The organism is Polaribacter sp. AHE13PA, from assembly GCF_019278505.1.
Classification (GTDB): domain Bacteria; phylum Bacteroidota; class Bacteroidia; order Flavobacteriales; family Flavobacteriaceae; genus Polaribacter.
In genome coordinates, this window is sequence record NZ_CP058985.1 from 527797 (window position 1) to 552994 (window position 25198).

The following is a 25198-nucleotide window of genomic DNA, read 5'->3' on the forward strand; positions in this document are numbered from 1 at the left end:
CCTTGAAATACATCAAGATTTTATTGTTATTGATAAGTTTCTGAAACAAGTTCAGAATACATTATTTTTTAGCATTTAAAATTGATAAACCATAGGTAAAACCAATATTTAAATTTGTTGAGTTTACGTTGCCGTTAGGAGACCACATTTGTCCGCCCGAAGCTGTAAACGAAAAGTTATCGTTTAAATGATAATTAATACCTGCGGTTGGTCTTACTAAAACACCTTCGCCAGAATCTACACCACCACCACCTGCAACACCTGCTGCAGCTTCTGCAAATAATGAAAAATTGTCATTTAAAAATTTATTTGATTTTATTCCTAATCCAAAAATTCCATGAGCATAACCACCTGCACCACCTAAATAAGCAAAAGAAGCTTCTCCGGCTATATAAAAACGATTGTTTAGGTCGTAATTAACTTTTAATGCTATTAACTCTAAATCATGTTCTTTGTAAGATCTATCAAGAATGGCAACATCAAAATAAGTTTGATTTTGCACTCCAATTTGTATTCCTTGGGTTTTTATATATTTAATTTTTTCTGCTGTGTAAGGATCTTTTATTCCGCCACTTAAACCATAATATTTTAAACTAAAACCGGCTGTATATGCTTCAAAAGTACCACTAACAGATTTATGATAACCACCATGAAGACCTAAACCAAAATTTTTGGTAACTTTTACATCTGCACCAACACTTGGGTACATGGTTAAACCACCTTCAGGAAAAATTCTACCTCCTGCAGCACCAATTCCTGCTTTGGCAAAAAAGTTTACATATTCTGTTTCTACAAAGTTTTTACCAATACCGAAAAAAACATCCATAAAACCAGCTCTTAAACCACCATACATGGCGTCTACATGTGCGTAAACAAAGGTGTTTTTATTTAAATAACGTTGGTACTCAAAACCTAAAAGGCTTAATGTTTGGGTAATTGGAGTTGTATTATTAAAGTTTCCAAGACCATCGTTTCTTGAAGATCCTATTGGAAAAAGGTAATCAAAAGTAATTTGTTGTACACTTTTTACAGCAGGTTTAGTCCAAACTTTATCTTTAGTTTCATCGTTAACTGTAAAATATTTTTGAGAATGTTTGTAAGATGTAGTTCTTAACGAGGTTGGTATTTCTACAAAAAAGGAAATATTATCTCCTTTTTGAATTCCAGTAAAAAAGTTTACATAACCATATTGCAAACCAAATGCATATCCGTTATTTTTATATTGTAAACCTATGTTTGGGTAGATAATTCCACCGCCATCAACTAAGCTTCTAAAACCACCACCACCTCCTATATGCACGTTGGCATCGAAATATAAGTTTTTATAAAGTTGAGTGTTTACACCTAAATTTACTCCTAAAGTAAATAAACCACCTTGATCACCATATACTGCTCCGTGAAAACCAGCACCTGTATATAACCAATCATTTAAAGGAAAATTATAATTTAGTCCAAATAAACCCATTCTTGGTTGAAGTGTGTAGGTACTACCATCTCCATAATCATATGTTTTATTTGGTTGGTCTATTAAAATATAATTTAAACGAATAGAATTGTGTAATTCTTTAGGTTTAAAATCTGATAAATTATAAGTCTGTGAAACTCCATTAAAACTGAGAGTTGCTAGCAGTAAAAAAAGAAATTTCTTCATCATAATTATTTTTTAAATTCACTTGTAAAATGCAACTTTACGGTTGGATATTTACTTTGTGTCATTTGTATGGTAAATTCAGAATCGGCTAAAAATACCAACTGACCTTGTTTGTCCTTTGCTAAATAACGTTGCTTAACACGTTTAAATTCTTTAAATTCATCGTTCTTTATATCTTCTGGTTCTACCCAACATGCTTTGTGAACACTTAAATTTTCGTAAGAACATTTTGCTCCATATTCGTGTTCTAGTCTGTATTGAATAACCTCGTATTGTAACGCACCAACAGTTCCAATTACTTTTCTACCATTCATGTCTAAAGTAAATAGCTGTGCTACACCTTCATCCATTAATTGATCTAAACCTTTATATAATTGTTTAGATTTCATTGGGTCTGCGTTATTTACGTAACGGAAATGTTCTGGAGAAAAACTAGGAATTCCTTTAAAATTCAACTCTTCTCCTTCTGTTAAAGTATCTCCAATCTTAAAGTTACCGGTGTCGTGAATTCCTACAATATCTCCAGGAAAAGATTCTTCTACAATTTCTTTTTTCTCTGCAAAAAATGCATTCGGACTAGAAAATTTTACTTTTTTACCATTTCTAACATGTAAATAAGGCGCATTTCTTTTAAAAGTTCCCGATACAATTTTAATAAAAGCAAGTCTATCTCTATGTTTTGGATCCATGTTTGCATGGATTTTAAACACAAAACCAGTCATTTTTTTCTCTTTAGAATCTACTAAACGCTCTTCAGCTTTTTTAGGCTGTGGAGCAGGAGCAATGTTAATAAATGCATCTAATAATTCTTTTACACCAAAATTATTTAAAGCAGAACCAAAAAATACAGGTTGTAAATTTCCTTCTAAATAATCATTTCGATTAAATTCTGGATACACTTCACTAATCAATTCTATTTCTTCACGTAAAGTATCGGCTGCTTTTTTACCAACGATAGTATCTAGTTCTGGGTTTGATAAATCATCAAACTCAACACCTTCAGAAATAGAAGTTTTATTATCACCAGAAAAAAGATTTAATTTCTTTTCCCAAATATTATAGATTCCTTTAAAATCATATCCCATTCCTATAGGAAAACTCATTGGGGTAACAGTTAAACCTAATTTTTGCTCAACTTCGTCTAATAAATCGAAGGCATCTTTTCCTTCTCTATCCAACTTGTTGATAAAAACCAACATCGGAATTTTTCTCATTCTACAAACTTCCACCAATTTCTCGGTTTGTGGTTCTACACCTTTTGCAACATCAATTACCACAATAACACTATCTACAGCAGTTAAAGTTCTAAAAGTATCCTCAGCAAAATCTTTGTGACCAGGCGTATCTAAAATGTTTATTTTTTTATCTTGATAAATGAAAGCTAAAACAGAAGTAGCAACAGAAATACCACGCTGACGTTCAATCTCCATAAAATCGGAAGTTGCTCCCTTTTTTATCTTATTATTTTTTACAGCACCTGCTTCTTGAATTGCACCACCAAATAGTAACAATTTTTCTGTTAAAGTTGTTTTACCAGCATCCGGGTGCGATATAATACCAAAAGTTCTTCTACGAGCTATCTCTTCTAAAAATGTCATCTACAAAATTTGAGGTGCAAATATAGGGTTTATTCTATAATTTTTTTAGTGATTTTAATCGCAGATCGATAGCTAAGGATTCAACTCGCTTGGGTTTGTTTCTAAATGAAAAATATTTGTTTTAGAACCATGTCTAATATCCTTGATAAAAGGTTGTTGATTGGTGATAAAAAGAAAAAAAAGATACTTGTTTTACAGTTTTTTTTTGCTTTTTCTTTTAACAGACAAAACACTCAAAAATAGTTATTTGAATAAGTTTTGTTTCTTGTGTCTTTTAGTGTAGCGGTCTTATGTCTTTTTAATAGACATTAATAGTGTGATTTCTTAACAAATCTCTGTGAAATATGCTTTCTATTCTATAATTTCGATGTGCATTTTTACATCATCAACAGGCCATTCATCTACGCCAACTTCAACTTTAGACATTTTTGTCATGGTATCAAAACCAGAAATAACTTCGCCAAAAACAGTATGTTCATTATCTAAATGATGAGCACCTCTCTTACTCTGAACGATATAAAACTCAAAAGGACTTGATAATTTATTAGGATTATTGTCCCATTGTCTGGCAGCGGCCAATGCACCATATTTATGTTTTCTGTTATTTCTAAATTCCGGTTCTAACAGATAGTTCCCGTATTTTCTTCGTTCTCTTTGGGTGTACATTTCATCAGAATTACCACCTTGTAGCACAAAGTTTTTAGCAATTCTATAAAAAACAGTGGTGTTAAAATATTTTATTTTGGTTAAGAAGATAAAATTTGCTCTATGAATAGGCACATCCTCAAATAAACGTAATTTTATTTTGCCAAAATCGGTTGTAATTTCTACAATGGTTTCTGGGTTTTGTTTGCCGAATTCGGTTAAAAAAGCCTCTGTGTTTTCACTATTTAGACTATCCCAAGCTTTTACAACCTTCTCTTCTAGTTTATTTTTATTGGTTTGTTTTTCTACAGGTTTCTTTTCATCTTTACATTGATAAAATGCAATTATGGTAACTATAAAAAGGGCTTTTAGGAAAATTTTCATAAAACAAATTAGATGTTAAGAATTACAAATATATGTTATCAATATAAAAGAATAGAAAACTCTTATGGGTTTTGTAATTATTTTATGATTTAATACTCGTTGATTTTCTTATTTTTGCGAATATGGAAGAACAAGTAGTTTTAGTAGATGAAAAAGACAATCCGATTGGATTGATGGCAAAAATGGAAGCACATGAAAAAGCATTATTGCATAGAGCTTTCTCAGTTTTTGTTTTTAATGATAAAGGAGAGTTAATGCTGCAACAAAGAGCTGCACATAAATATCATTCGCCTTTATTATGGACAAATACCTGTTGTTCTCATCAAAGAGATGGAGAAACAAACTTAGCTGCAGGTAAAAGAAGATTAATGGAAGAAATGGGGTTTGTTACGGAGATAAAAGAAGTTTTTTCGTTTATGTACAAAGCACCTTTTGATAATGGTTTAACAGAGCATGAATTTGATCATGTGATGGTTGGTTATTATAACGATGCTCCCAAAATAAATAAAGAAGAAGTAGAAGCTTATAAGTGGATGACTTTACTTGATGTTAAAAAAGATATGGAGAACAATCCAAATGAATATACAGAGTGGTTTAAAATTATTTTTGATAAATCTTTTGAAAAATTAAAAAATGCCTAAAGTAAAAGTTTATAGAAGAGCACATTTTAATGCGGCACACAGACTGTTTAATTCAGAGTGGTCGGATGAGAAAAATGCAGAAGTATTTGGTAAATGCAGCAACCCCAATTACCATGGTCATAATTATGAAATGATTGTGGCATTGTTTGGTGAAGTAGATCCTATTACTGGTTTTGTATATGATTTAGGGGTGCTAAGAGAATTGATTAAAGAGGAAATAGAAGAGCCTTTTGATCATAAAAACTTAAATATCGAAGTACCAGAATTTAAAAACTTAAATCCAACTGCAGAAAATATTTCTATAATTATTTATAATAAATTAAGAGCTCACATACCAGCAAACTTAGAAATAGAAGTAACTTTATACGAAACACGAAGAAACTTTGTGCGTTATTCTGGAGAGTAATCATTTTACAAGTACCTTTTAAATATAATTTATGAAAATAATTGCCATGATTCCTGCACGATATAGTGCATCTCGTTTCCCAGGAAAGTTAATGAAAGATTTAGGAGGGAAACCTGTTATTTTAAGAACGTATGAAGCCGCATTGCATACCAATTTATTTGATGATGTTTTTATTGTAACAGATTCTGATGTTATTTTTGAAACCATAGAAAAAGCAGGCGGAAAAGCAATTATGAGTACCAAAGAACACGAATGTGGTTCTGATAGAATTGCCGAAGCAGTAGAAAATATTGAAGCAGATATTGTAATTAATGTTCAGGGAGATGAACCTTTTATTGATGAAGTTTCATTATCTAAATTAATTGATGTCTTTAAAAAAGACGATAAAAAAGAGATAGATTTAGCTTCTTTAAAAGTACAAATTACCAATAAAGAAGATATAGAAAACCCTAATAATGTTAAGGTAATTACCGATGTAGATAATTTGGCAATTTATTTTTCTAGAAGTGTAATTCCGTTTCATAGAGATAAAGACATTGCTGTTAAGTATTATAAACATAAAGGCGTGTATGCTTTTAGAAAGCAAGCATTAATAGATTTTTACAATACGCCAATGACACCATTGGAAGCTGCAGAAAAAATAGAAGCCATTAGATACCAGGAAATTGGTAAAAAGATTAAAATGGTAGAAACGGATGTAGAAGCTGTAGGTATAGACACTCCGGAAGATTTAGAAAAAGCTATTCAATTTTTAAAATTATAAATCATGAAAATAAGTAACAACATAAAGGTAATTGCTTTTGATGCGGATGATACTTTGTGGGTAAACGAAACTTATTTTAGAGATGCAGAACATCAATTTGCAAAATTATTAGCAAAGTACGAGACCGAAAATAAAATAGACCAAGAGCTTTTTAAGAAAGAAATTAAAAACTTAGTATATTATGGTTATGGTGTAAAAGGTTTTATTTTATCGATGGTAGAATGTGCTTTAGAGCTTTCTAATTATAACGTGAATCAAAAAACAATAGCCGCAATTTTAGACATCGGTAAAGAGATGTTAGATAAACCTATAGAGTTGCTAGATGGAGTAGAAGAGGTGTTGCAATCTCTTCAAGGAAAATATAAGTTAATTGTTGCTACCAAAGGAGATTTGTTAGATCAAGAAAGAAAGCTAGAGAAATCTAATTTGCTAAAATATTTTCATCACATAGAAGTGATGAGTGATAAGAAGGCGAAAGATTATAAGAAATTAATAAAGCACTTAGATATCAAGCCATCAGAATTTTTAATGATTGGCAATTCGTTAAAATCAGATGTTTTACCATTAGTTGCTTTAGGAGCATCTGCAATTCATGTTCCGTTTCATACCACTTGGGTTCATGAAGAAGTGAGTGATCAAGAAAAATCTGATTCAGAGTACAAAACAGTTACTAACATTAAAGATATCGTTCCCTTTTTATGAAGTATTTAAATATTGAAAACTGGAATAGGAAACAACATTACGAACATTTTAGAAATTTAGAAGATCCTTTTTTTGGAGTGACGGTTAATGTTGATGTTACTACGTTATACAAAAGGTCAAAATTGGAAAAGAAATCTTTCTTTGCCATGTATTTGCATGCTTGTTTGGTAGCGTTAAACAGTATAGAGAATTTTAAATACAGAATACAAGAAGATAAAGTATTTATTTGCGATACGATTCATGCTTCGGCAACCATTGCAAGAGAAGACCATACTTTTGGGTTTTCTTTTATTCATTATGCAGAAGGTTTAGAAATATTCAATAAGAACTTTTTAGAGGAGAAAGAACGAATTTTAAATTCTACAGATTTATTTCCTCCAATAGTATCAGATAGTTGTATTTATTGTTCAGCTTTGCCTTGGTTTACATTTACGAGTCAAAAAGAACCTGTTTCTGGAGTTAAAAATGAAAGTATACCAAAGTTATCTTTTGGTAAAACTTATCAAGAAAACGATAGAATAATGATGCCTGTAGCTATTGCTGCAAACCATGCATTAGTAGACGGATATCATATTGGTTTATTTTTTGAAGAATATCAGAAACAATTAGATAAAAACACCTAACTTTGCAAAATTAAATTTTAAAGAAGTTATGGCAAGTATAAAAAACTTAAAAAAAGATATCAATTACGTTTTAGGTGATGTTATCGAATATGCATTAGATGTTTCAATCTTAAAAAATGCACCAGAAAAAGGAGAAGCGATTATTGATGAAGCTATCGAAACTTTTGACACTTTAGTTGCTAAAGTTAACAACAGTAAGGTAGAAAACAAAAAAGCGCACTTTAAAGCAATCAACCTAGAATTAGAAGAAAAAGCGAAAGGATTAGTTGAAAAGATTAATACATTATAATCTTAACAATTTTTTAAGCATAATTTAAGACCATCATTTATAAAATGATGGTTTTTTTCGTTACTTTTGGTAAAGCTACTATAACGATTTAGTAGTTGTGTTTATTGTCTAATTTAATTAATAGAAATGGCTAGAGCAATGTTTGAGTACACTAAAACGGTACTAAAAAAGGTAAGTTTTAATTCAGATTTGTTTTGTAAAGAACTAGAAAAGGCCTTAAGTCGATTGTTACCTTATGAAGTAGATGAGCTAACGATTTGGTTAAGACAGTTTACTTCTAATAAACCAGAATTATATTCTTGCATGGCATTAATTAAGTAACAAAAAAAAAGGAAGCATTTAGCTTCCTTTTTTTTGTTTAATTTTTAGATTCTGATCTCCTATGTTTGTATTTACTCATTAGTTTTCTGCCAAACTCCATTTCTGCTAACTGTAGTTTAACAATCTTTTTATAAGAAATTACTTTTTTTACGTTATTTATAAAATCATTTTGAGATTCATAAATTTTTTGATCTGTGTCTAGTTTTAAAGCTATTAATTTTTCTGCCTCTTTTTCAGAAACCGAGTTAATATCTCCTTCTATCATAGCTCTTTTAATTTCTGACCTTAGTATGTTTCTTAAACTATACTGTTCTTTACTATAGGTGTTGTAAATAGGCCAAAACTTTTCAGCTTCGCTAGGAGATAAATTTAATTGTTCTGTTAAATAAGATATTTTTAGAGCTTTAATTTTCTCTTTACTTCCTTGCTTATCTTGAGCAGACAAGGTAAGAGTACAAAAAAGGGTAATGCAAATAAGGGTTATAATTTTTTTCATATTCTTAATTTTAGTTTATTTCATTTAAAAATGAAGTGTTGTCTATAGAATTTATATAATCTTCAATGTTTTCATCTTCTAAAGATGAAAAATAAAAGTCACTCTCTTCTAAAAGGTCATTTTCTAATACAATAGCAATGTCATTAGTATGTATAGTAGCAGAATTTAACCAAAACTCCATGTCATCATCAGATAATGAATCTATGGTTAGTTCTTCTTTCTTGTTAAACTCAAAAGAATTTAAACCGATAAATAAAATGATTGATGCTGCAGCAGCAATAGGAATTATTTTTAGAATTCTTTCTTTAAAAGAAATAACTTTAGCTTCTTTTTTCGGTTCTGAAACTTTAGATAGAATATTATCTTCTAAATCTTTAAAGTAGTTATCTGGTGTTGTAAAACCATTTTCTTTAGTCAGATTCTCTTCTGCCAATTTTGTATCAATAGCATCTTCAATTGTATCAAAATAGTTTTTAGGAAGCGAAAAACTATTTTTCTTTCCTAATATTGAGTTTAAATACTCTTCGCTATTTTTAATCTTGTTTTCCATGATACTCTTTAGACCTTTTATTTATAGAAAGGTTTAATTGGTTTCTTTTTTTATATAAAGTTCAATTTTCTTAACTGCGTGAAAATAAGAAGCTTTTAAAGCTCCAACAGAGGTTTCTAAAATTTCAGACATTTGATCATATTTTATTTCATCAAAATATTTCATGTTAAAAACAAGTTGTTGCTTTTGTGGTAATGTTGCAACTGCTTTTTGTAAAATAATTTGAATTTCATCACCTGTATAAAAATCATCACTCGCTAGAGTAGATGCTAATTCTTGTTGGTAATCAGTAATGTCTAAACTTCGTTTTTTAGCTCTTTTGTTTATAAAAGTGATAGATTCATTGGTTGCAATTCTGTACATCCAAGAAAATAACTTACTCTCTTGGTTAAACTTATCTATATTTTTAAAAACCTTAATAAACGTATTTTGTAAAACATCATCTGCATCATCATGAGAAATCACAATTTTACGGATATGCCAATACAAGCGTTCTTTATAGAGAGTTATAAGCTCTCTAAATGCTTTGTCTTTAGTCTGAACATTTTTTAATTGTTCTATTAAAATAGTTTCGTCTGTCAACTATAATAGTTTATAAAGTTTAGACTTAAATAGTAATAAAAGGTTTAATGCTTATTTTCTGACTCTTGTTCTAGAGTAACCAAAAAGTCTTTTTTGCTTTATAGTATCAGAAATTCCTTCAGGTAACATTTCTTCCCAACCTTTTTCTCCGTTTAAAATCATTTTTAAGATAGTACGAGAAAAAATATCTAAGATATCTTTGTCAAAATCATCAATATTAACCAGTTTTCCGTTGTTTTTAAAGAACTTGTATAGTTCTTTCATTCTTGGATGAACCTTAAGTTTTTCTATTGTAATGTACTCGTCAGATTTCGTATCATGATAAGGATAGGTATATACTTTTAAGTCTCTGTAAAATAATTTACCAAAAGCTTCTAAGATTCCTCCACTTAAATTACGGTAATATTTCTCATCAAAAAGTTCTATAAGATTTTGACCTCCCATGGTTAAGCCCATTCTTTCTTTGGTAAATTCACTAAAATATTCTACCAATTTAAAGTACTGTTGAAAGCTTGTAATCATTACATTTTGTCCTAGAGAGCAAAGTAATTCTGCCCTGTCTAAGAAATCTCTTTCATTAATTTTACCTTCAGAAGTTAGGTTACTTAGGGTAATCTCGAAAATTACTTGAGTTTTACTTTCTTCTACTTTATTTTCTGATAAAAATATTTTTTTAGACTTTTCATACATGTCCATATTTACCTTAGTAACAGGTCTAAAACTTCCACGTAAAGCTAAAATGTTTTTCTTATATAAAACTTGTGCTGGTAATAAGTTATTTCCGTCGGGGCCGAACATAACGGCATTTGTCATACCATTTTTCAGCAATTGTAAACTCATTAAACGGTTGTCTACATACATAAAACGAGGTCCAGCAAAATTAATCATATCAATTTCTAACTGGTCATTGCTTAAGTTGTCGTAAAAAGATTTTACTAAATCTTTAGGATTATCATTCAGATAAAAAGCACCATAAATTAGATTTACACCTAAAATACCTAAGGTTTCTTGCTGTAAACGAGCATCCGTTTCTTTAAAACGTAAGTGTAAAACAATTTCATTGTAGCCCTCTAAAGGATCTAGTTGAAAACGAATTCCTACCCAACCGTGTCCTTTAAATTGTTTTGCAAAATCTATAGTAGTTACTGTGTTTGCGTAACTAAAGAATAATTTATCTGGATGTTTTTGTCTGCTTAATCGATCTTCCATTAAATCGATTTCGTGACCTAACATTTTTTTTAAACGCGGCTGTGTTACATAACGATTGTCTTCTTCCACGCCATAAATAGCATCAGAAAAATCTTTATCATAAGCACTCATTGCTTTTGCTATTGTTCCTGAAGCAGCTCCAGATCTAAAAAAGTTACGAGCAGTTTCTTGTCCTGCGCCAATCTCAGCAAAAGTTCCGTAAATATCTCTATTTAAATTAATTCTTAGCGCTTTGCTTTTAATTGTAGGAACACTACTAATCTCTTGATCTCCTTTTAAAGATATTGCCATATAATGCTATTTTTTAAGGTTGAAACAAATGTACTAAAATAGAAGGCTATCAGTCAATTTTTATCTTATTTTTGTTGGAATGAACTTTACTAAGAAACAACTGAATATTACTTTTTTAGGAACAGGTACTTCACAGGGAATTCCGATGATTGCTAGTAATGATCCTGTTTGTTTGTCTAAAAACTTAAAAGACAAGCGTTTGCGGTCTTCTGTTTTAATCTCTTGGGACCATGTTTCTTATACTATAGATTGCGGTTTAGACTTTAGACAGCAAATGTTAAGAGAGAATGTACAATCTTTAAATGGTGTCTTTTTTACGCATGAACATGCAGATCATATTGGTGGTTTAGATGATTTAAGAGCTTTTTGTTATCAAATCGGGGAAATGCCAATTTATTTATTGGAAAGAACCTTACTAAGTTTAGAAAAAAGATTTGATTATATTTTTAGTGTAGAAAACAGGTATCCTGGTGCGCCGAGTGTATTGCCAAAGTTGGTAGATAAAACAAGTTTTAATGTAGAAGGAGTAGAGGTAACGCCTATAGAAGTTTTGCATGGAAAATTACCTATTGTTGCATACAGGTTTGGATATTTTGCCTATTTAACTGATGTGAAAACGGTTTCTGATGAAGAGAAATTGAAATTGAAAGATTTAGATGTTTTAGTAATAAACGCATTAAGAATAGAAGAGCATCCTACTCACTTTAACTTACAAGAAGCCTTAGATTTTATTGCAGAAATAAAACCTAAAAAAGCCTACTTAACGCATATTAGTCATAAACTAGGTTTTCATGATGCGGTATCTAAAATGTTACCAAAAAACGTATTTTTAGCCTATGATGGTTTAAAAATAACAGTTTAAGATTATAAAAACTCTTTTTTGATGTATATTTGTTAGGAGTGCCTAATTTTTACCACTCATTAAGAACAATAACTATTACTTATAGTAACCAACTTTTAGTATAAATGGAAAAAAATTCAGAAAATAAACAACCTGTAGTTGAAAATCATAAAATTGATGATAGAATTGCAGCGGTAAGAGACTTGATTTTTGGAGAAAACATGCAGCAATACAGTACAGAATTTGCTGATGTGTACGACCAGATAAAAACATTAAAGGATCAAACTAATAAAAACCTATCTGAGTCTGTTACAAACCTAGAAAATAAATTAGCGGATCTAGAAAGTTTAATGGAACACAAGTTTCAAGACTTGAATGATGATCTAGATAAAAGATTAGCTGATTTAGATGATGAAAAAGCAGACAGAAAAAAATTAGGTAAAGCTTTAGAGAAAATTGCATTGATGTTGCAAGAATAGATGAAAAAAATGCCTGCAGATAACAATAAAGACAATCGTTTTGAGTTGCTCAGAGACCTTTTATTAGCTGATGATAGAGAGAAATTTGATTCTCTTAGTGAAGAAATTATCCTTAGAGAAAAATTGTCTAAAAGAGTTGCTCCTCTTGTAGATGAAAAAATTACGGACTTACGTAATAATTTTTCAAGAGATTTTGGAGGCACCATTACAGAAACGATAAAAGTTCAAATAAGAGACTCTCAAGATGAAGTTGTAGAAGCCTTATACCCAATTATGGGTAAAATGGTTAAGAAATTTATTGTTGCAGAAATTACTAAATTATCAGACAGTATTAATGAAACTGTTAAAGAAAAATTCTCTATTCAACAAATTCTTAAAAGATTTTTTAAAGGAAAAAGAAATGATGCTGGTATTGTTTTAGAAGGGGTTTTTGAATTTGTTATAGAAGAAGTTTTTATCATAGAAAAAGAATCTGGTTTACTCTCTGGAAATTATTCTAGAGGAAATATTGCAGATAAGGATATGATTTCTGGCATGTTAACAGCTATTAAGTCTTTTGCTGAAGATGCCTTTTCCAAAGAAGGTCAGGATTTAGAAAATATAAAGTTTGAAACTTTTCAGCTTTCTATAAAAAACTTTAAAACTATTTATATTGCCATTGCAACTTCTGGTGTTATTACAGAAGAGCATGCAGAAGAATTGTCTGACAATATAAATAACTTATCAGAAATTATTTTAAGAGATCGTTCTTATTTATCGGATGAAGAGCGTTTGAATAATTTAATTTTAAACGAATTGATTAAAGAGTAAATAATTATTCAGAATTTATGATTGCAAAAAAAGTACTACTCGTTGGTAATTTTGGTGTTGGTAAAACATCTTTAATTAGACGGTTTGTTTTAAATGAGTTTTCTGAAGATTACATTAGTACAATTGGAGTTAGAGTGAGTAAAAAAATAGTGGAATATAAAAATGAAACTATTAAATTGATGATTTGGGATGTTGCAGGTACAAGTGGCAATGATAAAATACCCAAAGCTTATTTTTTAGGGTCTAATGCGGCAATGTTTGTGTTTGATGTAAGCAGAGAGGAAACCTATTTAACTATAGACGAGAATCTAAATATGGTTAAAGAATTATCTGGTTTGCAAAACATAACAGTGGTTGGTAACAAAAAAGATTTACTTTCTGCAGAAGAATTAGAAAATGTAGTACAGAAAGTTTCTGTACATATAGATTTAATTACCAGTGCCAAAGAAGATGAAAATGTTGAAGATGCTTTTATGAAATTAACTACATTAGCTTTAAAATAATACTATTGATACCTGCAAAAATAGATGATGTTTTTATACAATTAACTACCGATTTTTCGGGGGTTATTACAAACATTGATGCAGGGAGTTTTGCTAAAACTGCATTTACAATTAAAGATTCTATTTACGATTCTTGCCTTTTCTTAGAGGGAACTTTAGAAGCTTTACCGTTAAATGATCCCTTTTTATTAGAGGGAATGGTTATTGTATCTGAAGATACAGAATATAATATAGATTTAGAACTTTTTAAAGAGGATGCTCAAATCACTATTTTAATACATAATAGAAGCAATGTATATAAATATGTAAGTGAGTTAAATCAAAATAGAAATGATATTTTCTTTATCAAAAGGGAACTTGCAGAGAAAAATATCGAATTAGAAAAGCTACGAAAACTTGCAGATAAAGCGAACGAAGAGAAATCTCGTTTTTTAGCAATGATGAGTCATGAAATTAGGAATCCATTGAACTCAATTCTTGGGTATTCTGAAATGATTTCATCAGAAAATTTGAATAAGAAAGTTACCGAGTACATTAAAAACTTATCATCCTCAGGGAAAAACTTAAAGGTTATAGTAGATGATATTTTAGATTTATCACGTATAGAAGCTGGTAAATTAGTTTTGGTAAATGAAGAAATTTCTATTGTAGAAACTATTCAGAATTGCAAAAATGATTTTCAGCATATTCATACCAATAAAAATGTAGAATTAGTTTTTTTAGCATCAGAAAAACTGCCGGAAATTGTTTTAGGAGATGCTGTAAGAATTCAACAGATATTATCAAATTTAATTAGTAACGCTATTAAGTTCACCAATAAAGGGAAAGTTGTTATAAGTTTAAAAGTGTCTTTTGAAACAGAAAGTAAGGTTGCCGTAATCTTTGAAGTTACAGATTCTGGTAGAGGGATGAGCGAGCCTCAACGTTTAAAAATATTTGAAGAATACCAACAAAACGAATTAAATGACCATAGAGTTTATGGTGGTGCTGGTTTAGGATTGGCTATTGTAAAACGTTTGGTAGAAGCTATGAATGGTAATATTTCTGTAAAAAGTGAATTAAATAAAGGAGCTTCCTTTTTTGTTGAAATTCCTTTTGAAAAAAAGTCAAAATTAAAAAAGCAGGTAATAATTCCAGAAAAGGGTAATAATAAAAATATCGATTTAGAAGGAAAAAATATTTTAGTGGCTGATGATGATCTTATGAATCAAACAATAGTTGCGCATATTTTGAAAAAAGAAAAAGTGAATGTAACCATTGTAAATGATGGCTTAGAGGCACTTTCTAAAATTGAAAATGAAGTTTTTGATGTTGTTTTATTAGATATCAACATGCCAAATATGACTGGTGAAGAATTGATAAAAAAGAAAGCGACTACTACAAACGTCAATTCTAGAACCCCTTTTTTAGCATTAACAGCCAATACTTCTACGGAGGATATTGAAAGGTATTCTATCTTAGGTTTTTCTGGAGTTATCTCTAAACCTTATACTATTGTTGATTTTATAGCGAAAATTAGAAATGTTTTTCTTCATTAATAATTGATCAAACAAAAGAAATCTTAGTGTAAGCTCTATTTAGTAACTTAATCACGCTCTAAAAAATCTTGAAAAGCTTCTTGAGAAATAGATTTTCCTAAAGAGTCTAATTTTGCAGCTTCCGTACCTTCTTCTAAAATTGCTTTCTTACTGACATGATCAAATAGATAAAGTCCATTTTTAGTAAGTGTGCCAAATCCTTTGTTAAAGATATAATGTGCGTATTGTTTATCGGAAGTATTAAAAATGTTTTTACTAAATTTAAAATCAGAATTATCACCATTTAGTAAGTCTAGAAGTGTGTAAGATAAATCTACCTGACTAGCAATATTGTCTATTTCAATTCCCTTTTTGTTTAGAGCACCACCTAACCACAACATAGGTATTTGAAATTTTATGGGCGCATTAAAGGTGCCTTTATGTTCCGGAGAACGGTGCCCATGATCTGCAATAATAACGATTAAGGTGTTTTTGTACCAAGGCTGTTGTTTTGCAAAATTAATAAATGTACCAATGGTTTTATCTGTATAGGCATGCGCGCTTCTAAACTTATTTTCTTCAGTATCTTTTCCGAATTTATAGGTGTCAGGGAATTCGTATGGCTCGTGGCTTGTAAGTGTTAACGCTATTTTAAAGAAAGGTTCGTTTTGTTTTTTAGACAAATCGTCTGCTAAACGTTTCATAAACACGTGATCGTGCGCTCCCCATTTAGAATTCCAATCTTTTACATCAAAATCATTACCATCTACAAAATCGGTAATTCCTGAATTTCTTAAATAGGTATTCATGTTACCAAAGTTTAAATCGCCACCATAATAAAACGAAGTATGATAGCCTAAATCGATCATTTTTTTAGGTAACATTGGTAGGTTTCTACTTTTATTTGGCATTTTCATAATGCTCTGCGATGGTTGGGGATAGTACCCACTTAAAATAGCAGGAATCCCTTTGTCTGTTCTATCTCCGTTCGCGTAGTAATTGGTGAATAAAATACCTTCTTTAGAGAGCTTGTTTAGATTTTCTGTTACATTTGGCTCACCACCTAAAGCCCCTACAACTTTTGCTGTTAAACTTTCCCAGATAATAAAGATTACGTTGGGTTTTGTGGTGTTTAAAATGCTGTCAGTATCAGCTGTTAAAAGTTGAGATCTTCTTTTTTTGATGGTGTTTTTTGCTATTTCACTATCAAAAAATTTGTAAGGGTTTTTACCATCTGGTTTATGTGTAAGTGCGTTAAAAAAGTTCCAAGCATAATTTATGGATGCGTGGTTTGCAAACATATTACTAGAAAAGTAAACATTACTTTGGTTAACAGGTATGGTTTGTAAACCGCCTCTTACTGGTATAATTAATGCAGCTGTTATTAAGAAAAATAGCACAGCTTGTAGCCAAAAGCCTTCTTCTACCTTTGCTATTTTCTTTGAAATAATGTTGTTAAACCATTTTATAAAGATGAAAGAAGTTGCAATCCAAAATAGGGTTCCGGTTATCTTTTGAAAAGTAGAAACAGAAGCAATCATAATTTCTGGAGTATTTAAATACTTTAGTAAAGCGGTATCTAAACGCGTTCCCCAAGATTGATATAAACTAGCATCTATAATTAGTAATAAACTTAAAATAACAATCATAATACCCGAATACCATTTTATAATTGTTCCAATTATTTTTGAATTGATAAAAACAGAAAAAATGATGATTAAAAACGGAATAAAACATAAATATGCGGCAAAAGAACTGTCTAATCGTACACCGTAAAGAAATGTTTTTAGTGTCGTTAAAAAGTCTAACTCTTTTGTTTTATCAAGATAAAAAAGAAGGAAAAATAATCGTGCAAACGCAAAATATCCTATCCATAATAGAAAATAATAAATATTGAATAGAAATCTGTTTTTTAATGTTTTCAAGGAGTGGAAATTCAGTTTGTTAATTATGTTTATTTTATCTAAAAAGTTTCTAAGAATTCTCAGTAACTTTTAAACGCGCTTTTGCAGTTACAGAAACATCAGAATAATCGTTGTTTAAGTATTTTAAATAACCAGTAATAGCAATCATTGCAGCATTATCTGTTGTATATTCAAATTTAGGTACGTAGGTTGTCCATCCAAAATGTTTTTCTGCTAACTGTAAGCGATGTCTAATTTCTGAATTTGCAGAAACTCCGCCAGCAATAGCAATATGTTTAATGCCTGTTTGTTTTACCGCATTTTTTAATTTATCCATTAAAATCTCTACAATTGTATATTGTATAGAAGCACAAATGTCATCTAAATTTTCTTCAATAAAATTCGGATTTATTCTTACTTGTTTCTGAATAAAATATAAAATCCCCGTTTTTAATCCGCTAAAACTAAAATCTAAATCACCTACTTTAGGTTTTGTAAATTGAAAAGCTTTCGGATTTCCTAGTTTTGCATGCTTGTCTATTAAAGGACCACCAGGATAAGGAAGACCTAAAATTTTAGCAGATTTATCAAAAGCTTCACCAACAGCATCGTCAATGGTTTCGCCTAAAACTTCCATTTCAAAATGATTGGTAACTTTTACAATTTGTGTATGTCCGCCACTAATAGTTAAACATATAAAAGGAAAAGGAGGCATTTTACTATTCTCATCCTCAATAAAATGAGATAAAATATGAGCCTGCATATGGTTTACATCTATTAAAGGTATTTGTAAACCTAAGGCTAAAGATTTTGCAAAAGAAGTACCTACAAGTAAAGAACCCATTAAACCAGGACCCCTTGTAAATGCAATTGCAGATAAATTTTCTTTAGTTATATTTGCTTGCTCTATAGCTTGTTGCACTACTGGAACAATGTTTTGTTGATGCGCTCTAGACGCTAATTCTGGAACAACACCACCATATTTAGAATGTATTTCTTGGTTAGCAACAACATTACTCAGCACTTTTGCGTTACAAATTACTGAGGCACTTGTGTCATCACAAGAAGATTCTATCCCTAATATATAAACCTGTTTTTTCATTAAAAATGATAATTTAAAGCAAAATTAAGGATTATTTTATGTTGTCTTCCTTTTTTAAGAATAGAAATTTAATTCTTTGTTAAATTTGCACGTTCTTTGTAGTAATTGGCAACGTTTTTGATTACTATATATCATCTTTGTTACACTCATTTTAAATAGAAAAAATTATCAAAAAAGTTGGAAAAATAATACTGAAATGGCTTGGGTACTTTGTACTCTTTTTGCTGTTCATTTTTATTTTGATTTCTTTACCTGTTGTACAAACAAAGTTAGGTAGTTATGCCACCCAAAGACTTAATGAAGATTTTAATACGAATATCTCTATAGAAAAAATAGACTTATCCCTTTTAGGGAACATTCAATTAAAAGGAGTAGATATTAAAGACCATCATCAAGATACTTTAATCTATGTTAAAAAATTATCGAGTTCCATTCTAAATGCAAAGAATTTTTTAGATAATAAAGTGAATCTTGGTAGTATTTCTTTAGACGGTGCTTATGTTTATATGAAAACCTATAAAGGAGAGAAAGATGATTCTATGGCTGTTTTTATAGATAATTTTAATGATGGTACACCAAAAGATTCTCTCTCCAAGCCTTTTATCTTAAAGTCTGACAATGTTTATGTAAGCGATTTAAATTATAAATTGATTAACGAAAATAGTAACAATCCTATTTTGTTTTCCGCAAGTAATGGTGGTGGAAACTTACAAGACTTATTAGTTTATGGACCTGATTTTTCATCGAATATAAGAGGGCTTTTTTTTGTAGATAATAGAGGTTTAGAGGTTACAAGTTTAACAACCGATTTTTCGTATTCTAGAACGGAAATGCATTTTGTAAATACATCATTACAAACTAGAGAATCAAATATTAAAGGCACCATAGCTTTTAACTACAAAAGAGAAGATTTAATAGACTTTAATAATAAGGTAGATATTATAGCAGATTTTAATAAAAGCACCATTTCTATACCAGATTTAAAGAAGTATTATAAAGAGTTGTATGGAAATGATATCGTTACTTTTACTGGAGACTTTAAAGGAAGGTTAAATAATTTCTCGTTAAATAATCTTAGATTAAGTTCTAATAGAGGGATTAAAGTAATTGGGGATTTAGGTTTTGTAAATGCGGTAGATTCTGAAAAAGGTTTTATTTTTAATGGTAATTTAAGAGATGTAGCAGCTACTTATTATGACTTAAAAAGTATTTTACCGAACGTTTTGGGAAAAACACTGCCATCGGAATTTGCTAAATTTGGAAGATTTACTTTAAAAGGGCAAGTACATGTTACTTCTAAAGAAATTAAAGCCAATTTAGATTTACAATCTGAAATAGGGAATGTTGTTTCCGACTTGCAAATTTCTAATATAGACGATATTGATTATGCCGCCTACAGCGGAAAAATAGCGTTAAATATGTTTGATATTGGTGAGTTATTTAATGATCCTTTATTTGGTAATGTTTCCCTAAAAGGAGATGTAAAAGGTAGTGGTTTTAAATTAGATAATATTAATACTTCTTTTATAGGTACTGTTGCAGCGCTCAATTTTAAAAAGTATACCTATAAAAATATTGAAGCAAATGGTCAGTATCAAAATAATAAATTTGATGGAGATTTAAAGATAGATGACGTTAACTTTAAAATGAAGTTTAACGGATTAGCAGATTTGTCTACAGACATCAATAAGTTCGATTTTAAATCGAATATAGAGTACCTTAATTTAAAAGAAACAAACCTTTTTACAAGAGATAGTATTGCTGTTTTAAAGGGTGATATAGAATTAGATGTAGAAGGAAACACCTTTGATGATATTACTGGAAAAGCAACTTTTACGAATATTTTATACACAAACCAAAAAGAAGAATTTAATTTTAAAGAATTTAATGTATTATCTTCTTTAAAAGATAGTATTAAAACAATAGAGGTAGTTTCTAAAGATATTGCAGAAGGATATCTTACGGGTAAATTTTCTTTTTCTGAACTGTTACCCGTTGCACAAAATGCGTTGGGTAGTGTTTATACAAACTATACACCTTTTACTGTAGCACCAAATCAGTTTCTAGATTTTAATTTCACGATCTATAATCAAATTGTTACGGTTTTTTTTCCTGAGGTTTCTATTGATAATAATACAAAGATAAAAGGTAAAATTAAAGCAGATAAAAACCAATTAAGGTTAACGTTTTCTTCGCCCAAAATAGAAGCTTATGGCAATGAGCTAAAAGATATTTTGTTAAGAACAGATAATCAGAACCCGCTTTATAATTCCCATTTAACAGCATCCGAAGTAAATACAAAATATTATAATGTTTCTAAATTAAACTTATTAAGTTTAAATCAGAATGATACCTTGTACTTTAAATCAGAATTTAAAGGAGGTAATAAAAAGAACGAAAATTTTAATCTCGATTTTTTCTATACATTTAATCCGGAAGGGAAATCTGTTGTTGGTCTCGAAAAATCATCCTTAATATTTAAAGAAAATACATGGGAGATTAACCCAGACGTATTAAATAAAAATAAAGTTACTTTCAATATCAAAGAAAATGATTTTAACTTTAGTCAGTTTAAATTTACTTCTGGCGAGCAAAAAATAGAGTTTTCTGGTAGTGTAAAAGGAGATTCTGAGAAAGTACTTTTAGCAGATTTTACAAAAGTGAAATTAGAGAGTTTTTTACCTAAGATTGATAGCCTTGCGTTAAAGGGAGTTTTGTCTGGTCATGTAGACTTTGTTCAAAGTAAAGGTGTTTACAATCCGGAAGCATTACTTTCTATTGCAGATTTTCAAGTCAATAATTTTAAGCAAGGAGATTTATCTTTAAATGTAAAAGGAAATAATTCTTATAAAAAGTATCAAGTAGATTTATCTATAAATAATGAAAAGGTAAAAAGTATTGCAGCAACTGGTTCTTTGGATTTTTCAGAAAAACGGCCTTTAATAGATCTAGATGTTTACTTAGAAGAGTTTGGTTTAGATGCTTTTAGTCCGCTTGGTCAAGACGTTTTATCCTCTATAAGAGGTACTGCAAATGGAGATTTTTCTTTAAGAGGTTTCTTAGGGAACCCCGAAATGGAAGGAACTTTAACGCTTAAAAATGCAGGTTTAAAGTTTCCGTATCTTAATGTAGATTATGATTTTGAAGGAGAATCTATAATCAGTTTACAAGAACAGTCGTTTATTTTTGAAGAAGTAAAATTGGTAGATACCAAGCATAAAAGCCGTGGGAGGCTTATTGGTGATATAACCCATTTGAATTTTAAAAAGTGGTTTTTAAATATAGAAATAGAAAGTAATAATTTATTAGTTTTAGATACTAAAAATACTGATGAATCACTTTATTACGGATCTGCTTTTATAGATGGTACAGCTAATATTACGGGGTTAACAGATCAATTAACAATAGATATTAACGCTAAAACCATGCCTGGTACTGCATTTGTTGTTCCTTTAAAAGATATAGAAACCGTAGATAGTTATAATTTAATCCATTTTAAAACGAAGGAAACTGGAATTCAAGAAAAACAAAAAGAGGTTGCCTTAGAAGCTATTAAAGGATTGTCTTTAAACATGGATTTAGATGTAACAAGAGACGCAACGGCTCAGGTAGTTATAGATGAGGTGAATGGGAGTCAGTTAACTGGTAGCGGTAAAGGAAATCTAAGGATAGAGATAAATACACGTGGTAAATTTAACATGTTTGGCGATTATATGATAGATAGTGGTGTTTACGATTTTAAATATGGAGGTATTGTAAGTAAACCATTCTTAATACAAAAAGGAGGTACCGTTTCTTGGAGCGGAAATCCGTATGAAGCCAATTTAGATGTAACAGCAATCTATAAAGCAAAAGCCAACCCAGGAGTTTTATTGCAAAATTTTAATTCTAATAGAAAGATAGAGGTAGATCTAGTAACCAAAATTACAGGAGGTTTATTTAGTTCTAAACAAGATTTAGACATTCAATTAACAAATGTAGACCCATCGATTGCGAGTGAGTTGGAGTTTATTTTAAATGATAATAATGTAAACGAAAAAACAACACAATTTATATCATTACTTGCTTTTGGTAGTTTTGCCAACCCAGATAGAGCAGATTTTAATGCAGGTGAAACTTTTTCTAATACAGCTTCTAGTGCAGTGTCTGCAGCTTTTTCTAGTTTATTAAATAACCCTGATGGTAAATTTCAATTAGGAGTAGATTATCAACAAGGAAATAGTGGTACAGATATAGGTAGTTTATATACAGATAATCAAGTTGATGTTTCTGTAAGTACACAATTGGGTGATAAAGTTGTTATTAACGGAAAAGTGGGAGTGCCTGTTGGTACACAAACGCAATCTAGTGTAGTTGGTGAAGTAAAAGTTGAAATACTATTAAATAAAGAAGGTAATTTTAGAGGAGTTATTTTTAATAGACAAAACGAAATACAATATTCTACAGAAGAAGAAGGCTATACGCAAGGTGTAGGACTTTCTTATCAGGTTAATTTTAATACACTTTCTGGTTTGTTAAGAAAAATTAAAGGAAAGAAAAGGGGTGTTAGAGAAAATGAAACTTTCATAAAAAGAGATTCTACCCTAAGATTAAAGGATAAGTTAATAAATTTTGAAGGAAACTAATAAACTTACTATTTATTAAAATAAAAGTGATTTTTATCATTTAATTTTTTCGAGTTCATGGTTATTTTTGCGTCTGAAAAAATAATAACAAAAGATTAATGTACACCATTAAAATAATTAAAAAAAAATAGCTACTTTTCACTTATAATAACGAAAATTAGCCTAAAACGATTTCGTAATTTTATTATTTTAAATGGTTATAAAGCAGTAAATTTACATCAGGATATGAAGAAAATTAAAAAAATAGCAGTTATGACTTCTGGAGGAGATGCTCCAGGAATGAACGCCGCAATTAGAGCCGTAGTTAGGTCTTGTGCCTATTATAGTTTAGGTTGTGTAGGTATATATAGAGGATATGAAGGTTTAATTGAAGATGATCTTGTTGATTTAAATGCAAGGAGCGTTCATAATATTATTAACAAAGGAGGTACAATCTTAAAATCTGCTAGATCTAAAGGATTTAGAACCAAAGAAGGTAGACAGAAAGCTTACGAAAACTTAATTGAACGTGAGGTAGATGCACTAGTTGTAATTGGTGGAGATGGATCTTTTACAGGAGCAGTATTGTTTAACGAAGAATTTGGTTTCCCTGTAGTAGGTATTCCAGGTACTATTGATAATGATATTTTTGGAACTTCACATACGTTAGGGTATGACACAGCTTTAAATACCGCCGTAGAAGCAATAGATAAAATTAGAGATACAGCATCTTCACACAACAGACTTTTCTTTGTTGAGGTAATGGGGCGTGACGCAGGTTTTATCGCTTTAAATGCAGGTGTAGGAGCAGGAGCAGAAGAGATCTTAATTCCTGAAGAAGATTTAGGGTTAGATAGAATGCTAGAATCTTTAGAAAGAAGTAGAAGAGCAGGAAAATCATCTAGTATTGTAGTAGTTGCAGAAGGTGATAAATCTGGTAAAAATGTATACGAACTAGCTAGTTATGTAGAGCAAAACTTACCAGAATATGATGTTCGTGTTAGTATTCTTGGTCATATGCAAAGAGGAGGTTCTCCTTCTTGTTTCGATAGAGTTTTAGCAAGTAGACTAGGTGTAAAAGCGGTAGAGTTATTATTAGATGGTAAAACAAATCTAATGGTAGGTTTAAAAGATAATTTAGTAATTAGTACAGATATTAAAGTAGCAATTGCTGGTGGACATTCTATAAACCACGAGTTACTTAGAATTTCTGATATCATAACAACATAAAAATAATTAATTAAAAACTAGTAAAATGATTAAAATAGGAATTAACGGATTTGGTAGAATTGGAAGATTAGCATTCAGATCTACAGTAAATAGAAAAGACGTACAAGTAGTAGGAATTAATGATTTATTAGACGTAGATTATTTAGCTTACATGTTAAAATACGATTCAGTTCACGGAGCATTTGAAGGAACTGTTGATGTAAAAGACGGTAAGTTAGTTGTAAACGGAAACGAAATTAGAATTACAGCAGAAAGAAACCCAGCAGATTTAAAATGGGATGAAATTGGAGCTGAATATGTAATCGAATCTACAGGATTTTTCTTAACAGAAGAAACTGCAGGGAAGCACTTAGAAGCAGGAGCTAAAAAAGTAGTATTATCTGCACCTTCTAAAGATGATACACCAATGTTTGTAATGGGTGTTAACAATACAGAATTAAAAGCAGATCAAAAGATTTTTTCTAATGCATCTTGTACTACAAACTGTTTGTCTCCTATTGCAAAAGTATTAAACGATAACTGGGGTATCTCAGAAGGTTTAATGACAACTGTACATGCTGCAACTGCAACTCAAAAAACTGTTGATGGTCCTTCTATGAAAGACTGGAGAGGTGGACGTTCTGCAATTGGTAACGTAATTCCTTCTTCAACTGGAGCTGCAAAAGCTGTTGGAAAAGTAATTCCTGCATTAAACGGAAAATTAACAGGTATGGCTTTTAGAGTTCCTACTATGGATGTTTCTGTTGTAGATTTAACTGTGAAGTTAGAGAAACCAGCAACCTATGCAGAAATTTGTGCTGCAATGAAAGCTGCTTCAGAAAGTGATGCAATGAAAGGTGTTTTAGGATATACTGAAGATATGGTAGTTTCTCAAGACTTTGTTGGAGATACTCGTACTTCTATCTTTGATGCTAAAGCTGGTATCGCATTAAACGATAACTTTGTAAAAGTTGTTTCTTGGTATGATAACGAAATGGGTTATTCAACTAAGATTGTTGATTTAATCGAATATGCTGCTTCTTTATAATATAAAGTAGCTTATACATAATAAAAAGCC

General features: G+C 30.3%; 24 protein-coding genes. 15 read left to right on the forward strand and 9 right to left on the reverse strand.

The window, feature by feature from the left end; all coding sequences use genetic code 11:
* Positions 1 to 61: 61 nt before the first annotated feature.
* From H0I28_RS02305 to H0I28_RS02315, 3 genes are all read right to left on the reverse strand, one after another.
* Positions 62 to 1651 carry a hypothetical protein gene (locus tag H0I28_RS02305; RefSeq protein ID WP_218760310.1) on the reverse strand — a complete coding sequence of 530 codons (1590 nt, stop codon included), beginning with the start codon at positions 1649 to 1651 and terminating at the stop codon, positions 62 to 64.
* Positions 1652 to 1656: 5 nt separating this feature from the next.
* Positions 1657 to 3249: a peptide chain release factor 3 gene (locus tag H0I28_RS02310; RefSeq protein WP_218733067.1), complete on the reverse strand. Its 1593-nt coding sequence runs from the start codon at positions 3247 to 3249 to the stop codon at positions 1657 to 1659.
* A gap of 351 nt (positions 3250 to 3600) precedes the next feature.
* Complete coding sequence (locus H0I28_RS02315) at positions 3601 to 4278, reverse strand: peptidylprolyl isomerase (protein WP_218760311.1); 678 nt, start codon at positions 4276 to 4278, stop codon at positions 3601 to 3603.
* Positions 4279 to 4400: 122 nt separating this feature from the next.
* Between H0I28_RS02315 and idi the strand changes: the two genes are divergently transcribed.
* The 7 genes from idi (at position 4401) to H0I28_RS02350 (ending at position 8023) form a co-directional block, all read left to right on the forward strand.
* Positions 4401 to 4919 (forward strand): isopentenyl-diphosphate Delta-isomerase, encoded by a 519-nt coding sequence (gene idi, locus H0I28_RS02320; protein ID WP_218752666.1) that lies wholly within the window; start codon positions 4401 to 4403, stop codon positions 4917 to 4919.
* Positions 4912 to 5325, forward strand: coding sequence for a 6-carboxytetrahydropterin synthase (locus H0I28_RS02325; protein ID WP_218760312.1), 414 nt, complete (start codon positions 4912 to 4914; stop codon positions 5323 to 5325). Before idi ends, H0I28_RS02325 begins: the two co-directional genes overlap by 8 nt.
* Positions 5326 to 5356: 31 nt before the next feature.
* Positions 5357 to 6088: a 3-deoxy-manno-octulosonate cytidylyltransferase gene (gene kdsB / locus H0I28_RS02330; protein WP_218733070.1), complete on the forward strand. Its 732-nt coding sequence runs from the start codon at positions 5357 to 5359 to the stop codon at positions 6086 to 6088.
* Between the two features lie 3 nt (positions 6089 to 6091).
* Positions 6092 to 6790: an HAD family hydrolase gene (locus tag H0I28_RS02335; protein WP_218733071.1), complete on the forward strand. Its 699-nt coding sequence runs from the start codon at positions 6092 to 6094 to the stop codon at positions 6788 to 6790.
* The gene (locus H0I28_RS02340) at positions 6787 to 7413 is read left to right on the forward strand and encodes a chloramphenicol acetyltransferase (RefSeq protein ID WP_218760313.1); all 627 of its coding nucleotides are present in this window, start codon (positions 6787 to 6789) and stop codon (positions 7411 to 7413) included. The genes H0I28_RS02335 and H0I28_RS02340 overlap by 4 nt, the downstream gene beginning before the upstream one ends.
* A 28-nt stretch (positions 7414 to 7441) precedes the next feature.
* A complete protein-coding gene (locus H0I28_RS02345; RefSeq protein WP_165730272.1) occupies positions 7442 to 7702 on the forward strand; it encodes a hypothetical protein in 261 nt (86 codons plus the stop codon).
* A gap of 126 nt (positions 7703 to 7828) precedes the next feature.
* The gene (locus H0I28_RS02350; protein ID WP_165730274.1) at positions 7829 to 8023 is read left to right on the forward strand and encodes a hypothetical protein; all 195 of its coding nucleotides are present in this window, start codon (positions 7829 to 7831) and stop codon (positions 8021 to 8023) included.
* Between the two features lie 37 nt (positions 8024 to 8060).
* Here H0I28_RS02350 and H0I28_RS02355 read toward each other — a convergent pair whose 3' ends face one another.
* Genes H0I28_RS02355 through H0I28_RS02370 form a run of 4 tightly spaced genes read right to left on the reverse strand, consistent with a single transcriptional unit; the run spans position 8061 to position 11151 of the window.
* The gene (locus tag H0I28_RS02355; RefSeq protein ID WP_218733073.1) at positions 8061 to 8519 is read right to left on the reverse strand and encodes a sensor of ECF-type sigma factor; all 459 of its coding nucleotides are present in this window, start codon (positions 8517 to 8519) and stop codon (positions 8061 to 8063) included.
* 10 nt (positions 8520 to 8529) lie between these two features.
* On the reverse strand, positions 8530 to 9069 hold the full coding sequence (locus H0I28_RS02360) for a hypothetical protein (RefSeq protein ID WP_218760314.1): 540 nt from the start codon (positions 9067 to 9069) through the stop codon (positions 8530 to 8532).
* Positions 9070 to 9102: 33 nt separating this feature from the next.
* Positions 9103 to 9651 carry an RNA polymerase sigma factor gene (locus tag H0I28_RS02365; protein WP_218733075.1) on the reverse strand — a complete coding sequence of 183 codons (549 nt, stop codon included), beginning with the start codon at positions 9649 to 9651 and terminating at the stop codon, positions 9103 to 9105.
* Positions 9652 to 9702: 51 nt separating this feature from the next.
* Entirely contained in the window at positions 9703 to 11151 is a 1449-nt protein-coding gene (locus H0I28_RS02370; protein WP_218733076.1) for a TonB-dependent receptor, read from the reverse strand.
* A 79-nt stretch (positions 11152 to 11230) separates the two neighbouring features.
* On the opposite strand from H0I28_RS02370, the gene H0I28_RS02375 reads away from it, so the two are divergent.
* The 5 genes from H0I28_RS02375 (at position 11231) to H0I28_RS02395 (ending at position 15322) form a co-directional block, all read left to right on the forward strand.
* The gene (locus tag H0I28_RS02375; RefSeq protein WP_218760315.1) at positions 11231 to 12013 is read left to right on the forward strand and encodes an MBL fold metallo-hydrolase; all 783 of its coding nucleotides are present in this window, start codon (positions 11231 to 11233) and stop codon (positions 12011 to 12013) included.
* Positions 12014 to 12117: 104 nt separating this feature from the next.
* Positions 12118 to 12471: a hypothetical protein gene (locus H0I28_RS02380; protein ID WP_068449955.1), complete on the forward strand. Its 354-nt coding sequence runs from the start codon at positions 12118 to 12120 to the stop codon at positions 12469 to 12471.
* A 9-nt stretch (positions 12472 to 12480) separates the two neighbouring features.
* Positions 12481 to 13281 (forward strand): cell envelope biogenesis protein OmpA, encoded by an 801-nt coding sequence (locus H0I28_RS02385; protein WP_218752675.1) that lies wholly within the window; start codon positions 12481 to 12483, stop codon positions 13279 to 13281.
* Positions 13282 to 13298: 17 nt separating this feature from the next.
* The gene (locus H0I28_RS02390) at positions 13299 to 13784 is read left to right on the forward strand and encodes a Rab family GTPase (RefSeq protein WP_208888887.1); all 486 of its coding nucleotides are present in this window, start codon (positions 13299 to 13301) and stop codon (positions 13782 to 13784) included.
* Between the two features lie 5 nt (positions 13785 to 13789).
* Positions 13790 to 15322 carry an ATP-binding protein gene (locus tag H0I28_RS02395; protein ID WP_218760316.1) on the forward strand — a complete coding sequence of 511 codons (1533 nt, stop codon included), beginning with the start codon at positions 13790 to 13792 and terminating at the stop codon, positions 15320 to 15322.
* A 47-nt stretch (positions 15323 to 15369) separates the two neighbouring features.
* Here the strand turns inward: H0I28_RS02395 and H0I28_RS02400 are convergent, their stop codons facing one another.
* The gene (locus tag H0I28_RS02400) at positions 15370 to 17226 is read right to left on the reverse strand and encodes an LTA synthase family protein (RefSeq protein WP_254712821.1); all 1857 of its coding nucleotides are present in this window, start codon (positions 17224 to 17226) and stop codon (positions 15370 to 15372) included.
* Between the two features lie 49 nt (positions 17227 to 17275).
* Positions 17276 to 18307 carry a tRNA (adenosine(37)-N6)-threonylcarbamoyltransferase complex transferase subunit TsaD gene (gene tsaD / locus H0I28_RS02405; RefSeq protein WP_218760317.1) on the reverse strand — a complete coding sequence of 344 codons (1032 nt, stop codon included), beginning with the start codon at positions 18305 to 18307 and terminating at the stop codon, positions 17276 to 17278.
* Positions 18308 to 18546: 239 nt separating this feature from the next.
* On the opposite strand from tsaD, the gene H0I28_RS02410 reads away from it, so the two are divergent.
* The 3 genes from H0I28_RS02410 to gap all read left to right on the forward strand — a co-directional run bounded on the left by H0I28_RS02410 (position 18547) and on the right by gap (position 25168).
* On the forward strand, positions 18547 to 22932 hold the full coding sequence (locus H0I28_RS02410; RefSeq protein ID WP_254712822.1) for a translocation/assembly module TamB domain-containing protein: 4386 nt from the start codon (positions 18547 to 18549) through the stop codon (positions 22930 to 22932).
* A gap of 225 nt (positions 22933 to 23157) precedes the next feature.
* Positions 23158 to 24141 (forward strand): 6-phosphofructokinase, encoded by a 984-nt coding sequence (gene pfkA / locus H0I28_RS02415; protein WP_165730296.1) that lies wholly within the window; start codon positions 23158 to 23160, stop codon positions 24139 to 24141.
* A 25-nt stretch (positions 24142 to 24166) separates the two neighbouring features.
* Positions 24167 to 25168, forward strand: coding sequence for a type I glyceraldehyde-3-phosphate dehydrogenase (gene gap, locus H0I28_RS02420; protein ID WP_218760319.1), 1002 nt, complete (start codon positions 24167 to 24169; stop codon positions 25166 to 25168).
* The last annotated feature ends 30 nt before the right edge of the window (positions 25169 to 25198 follow it).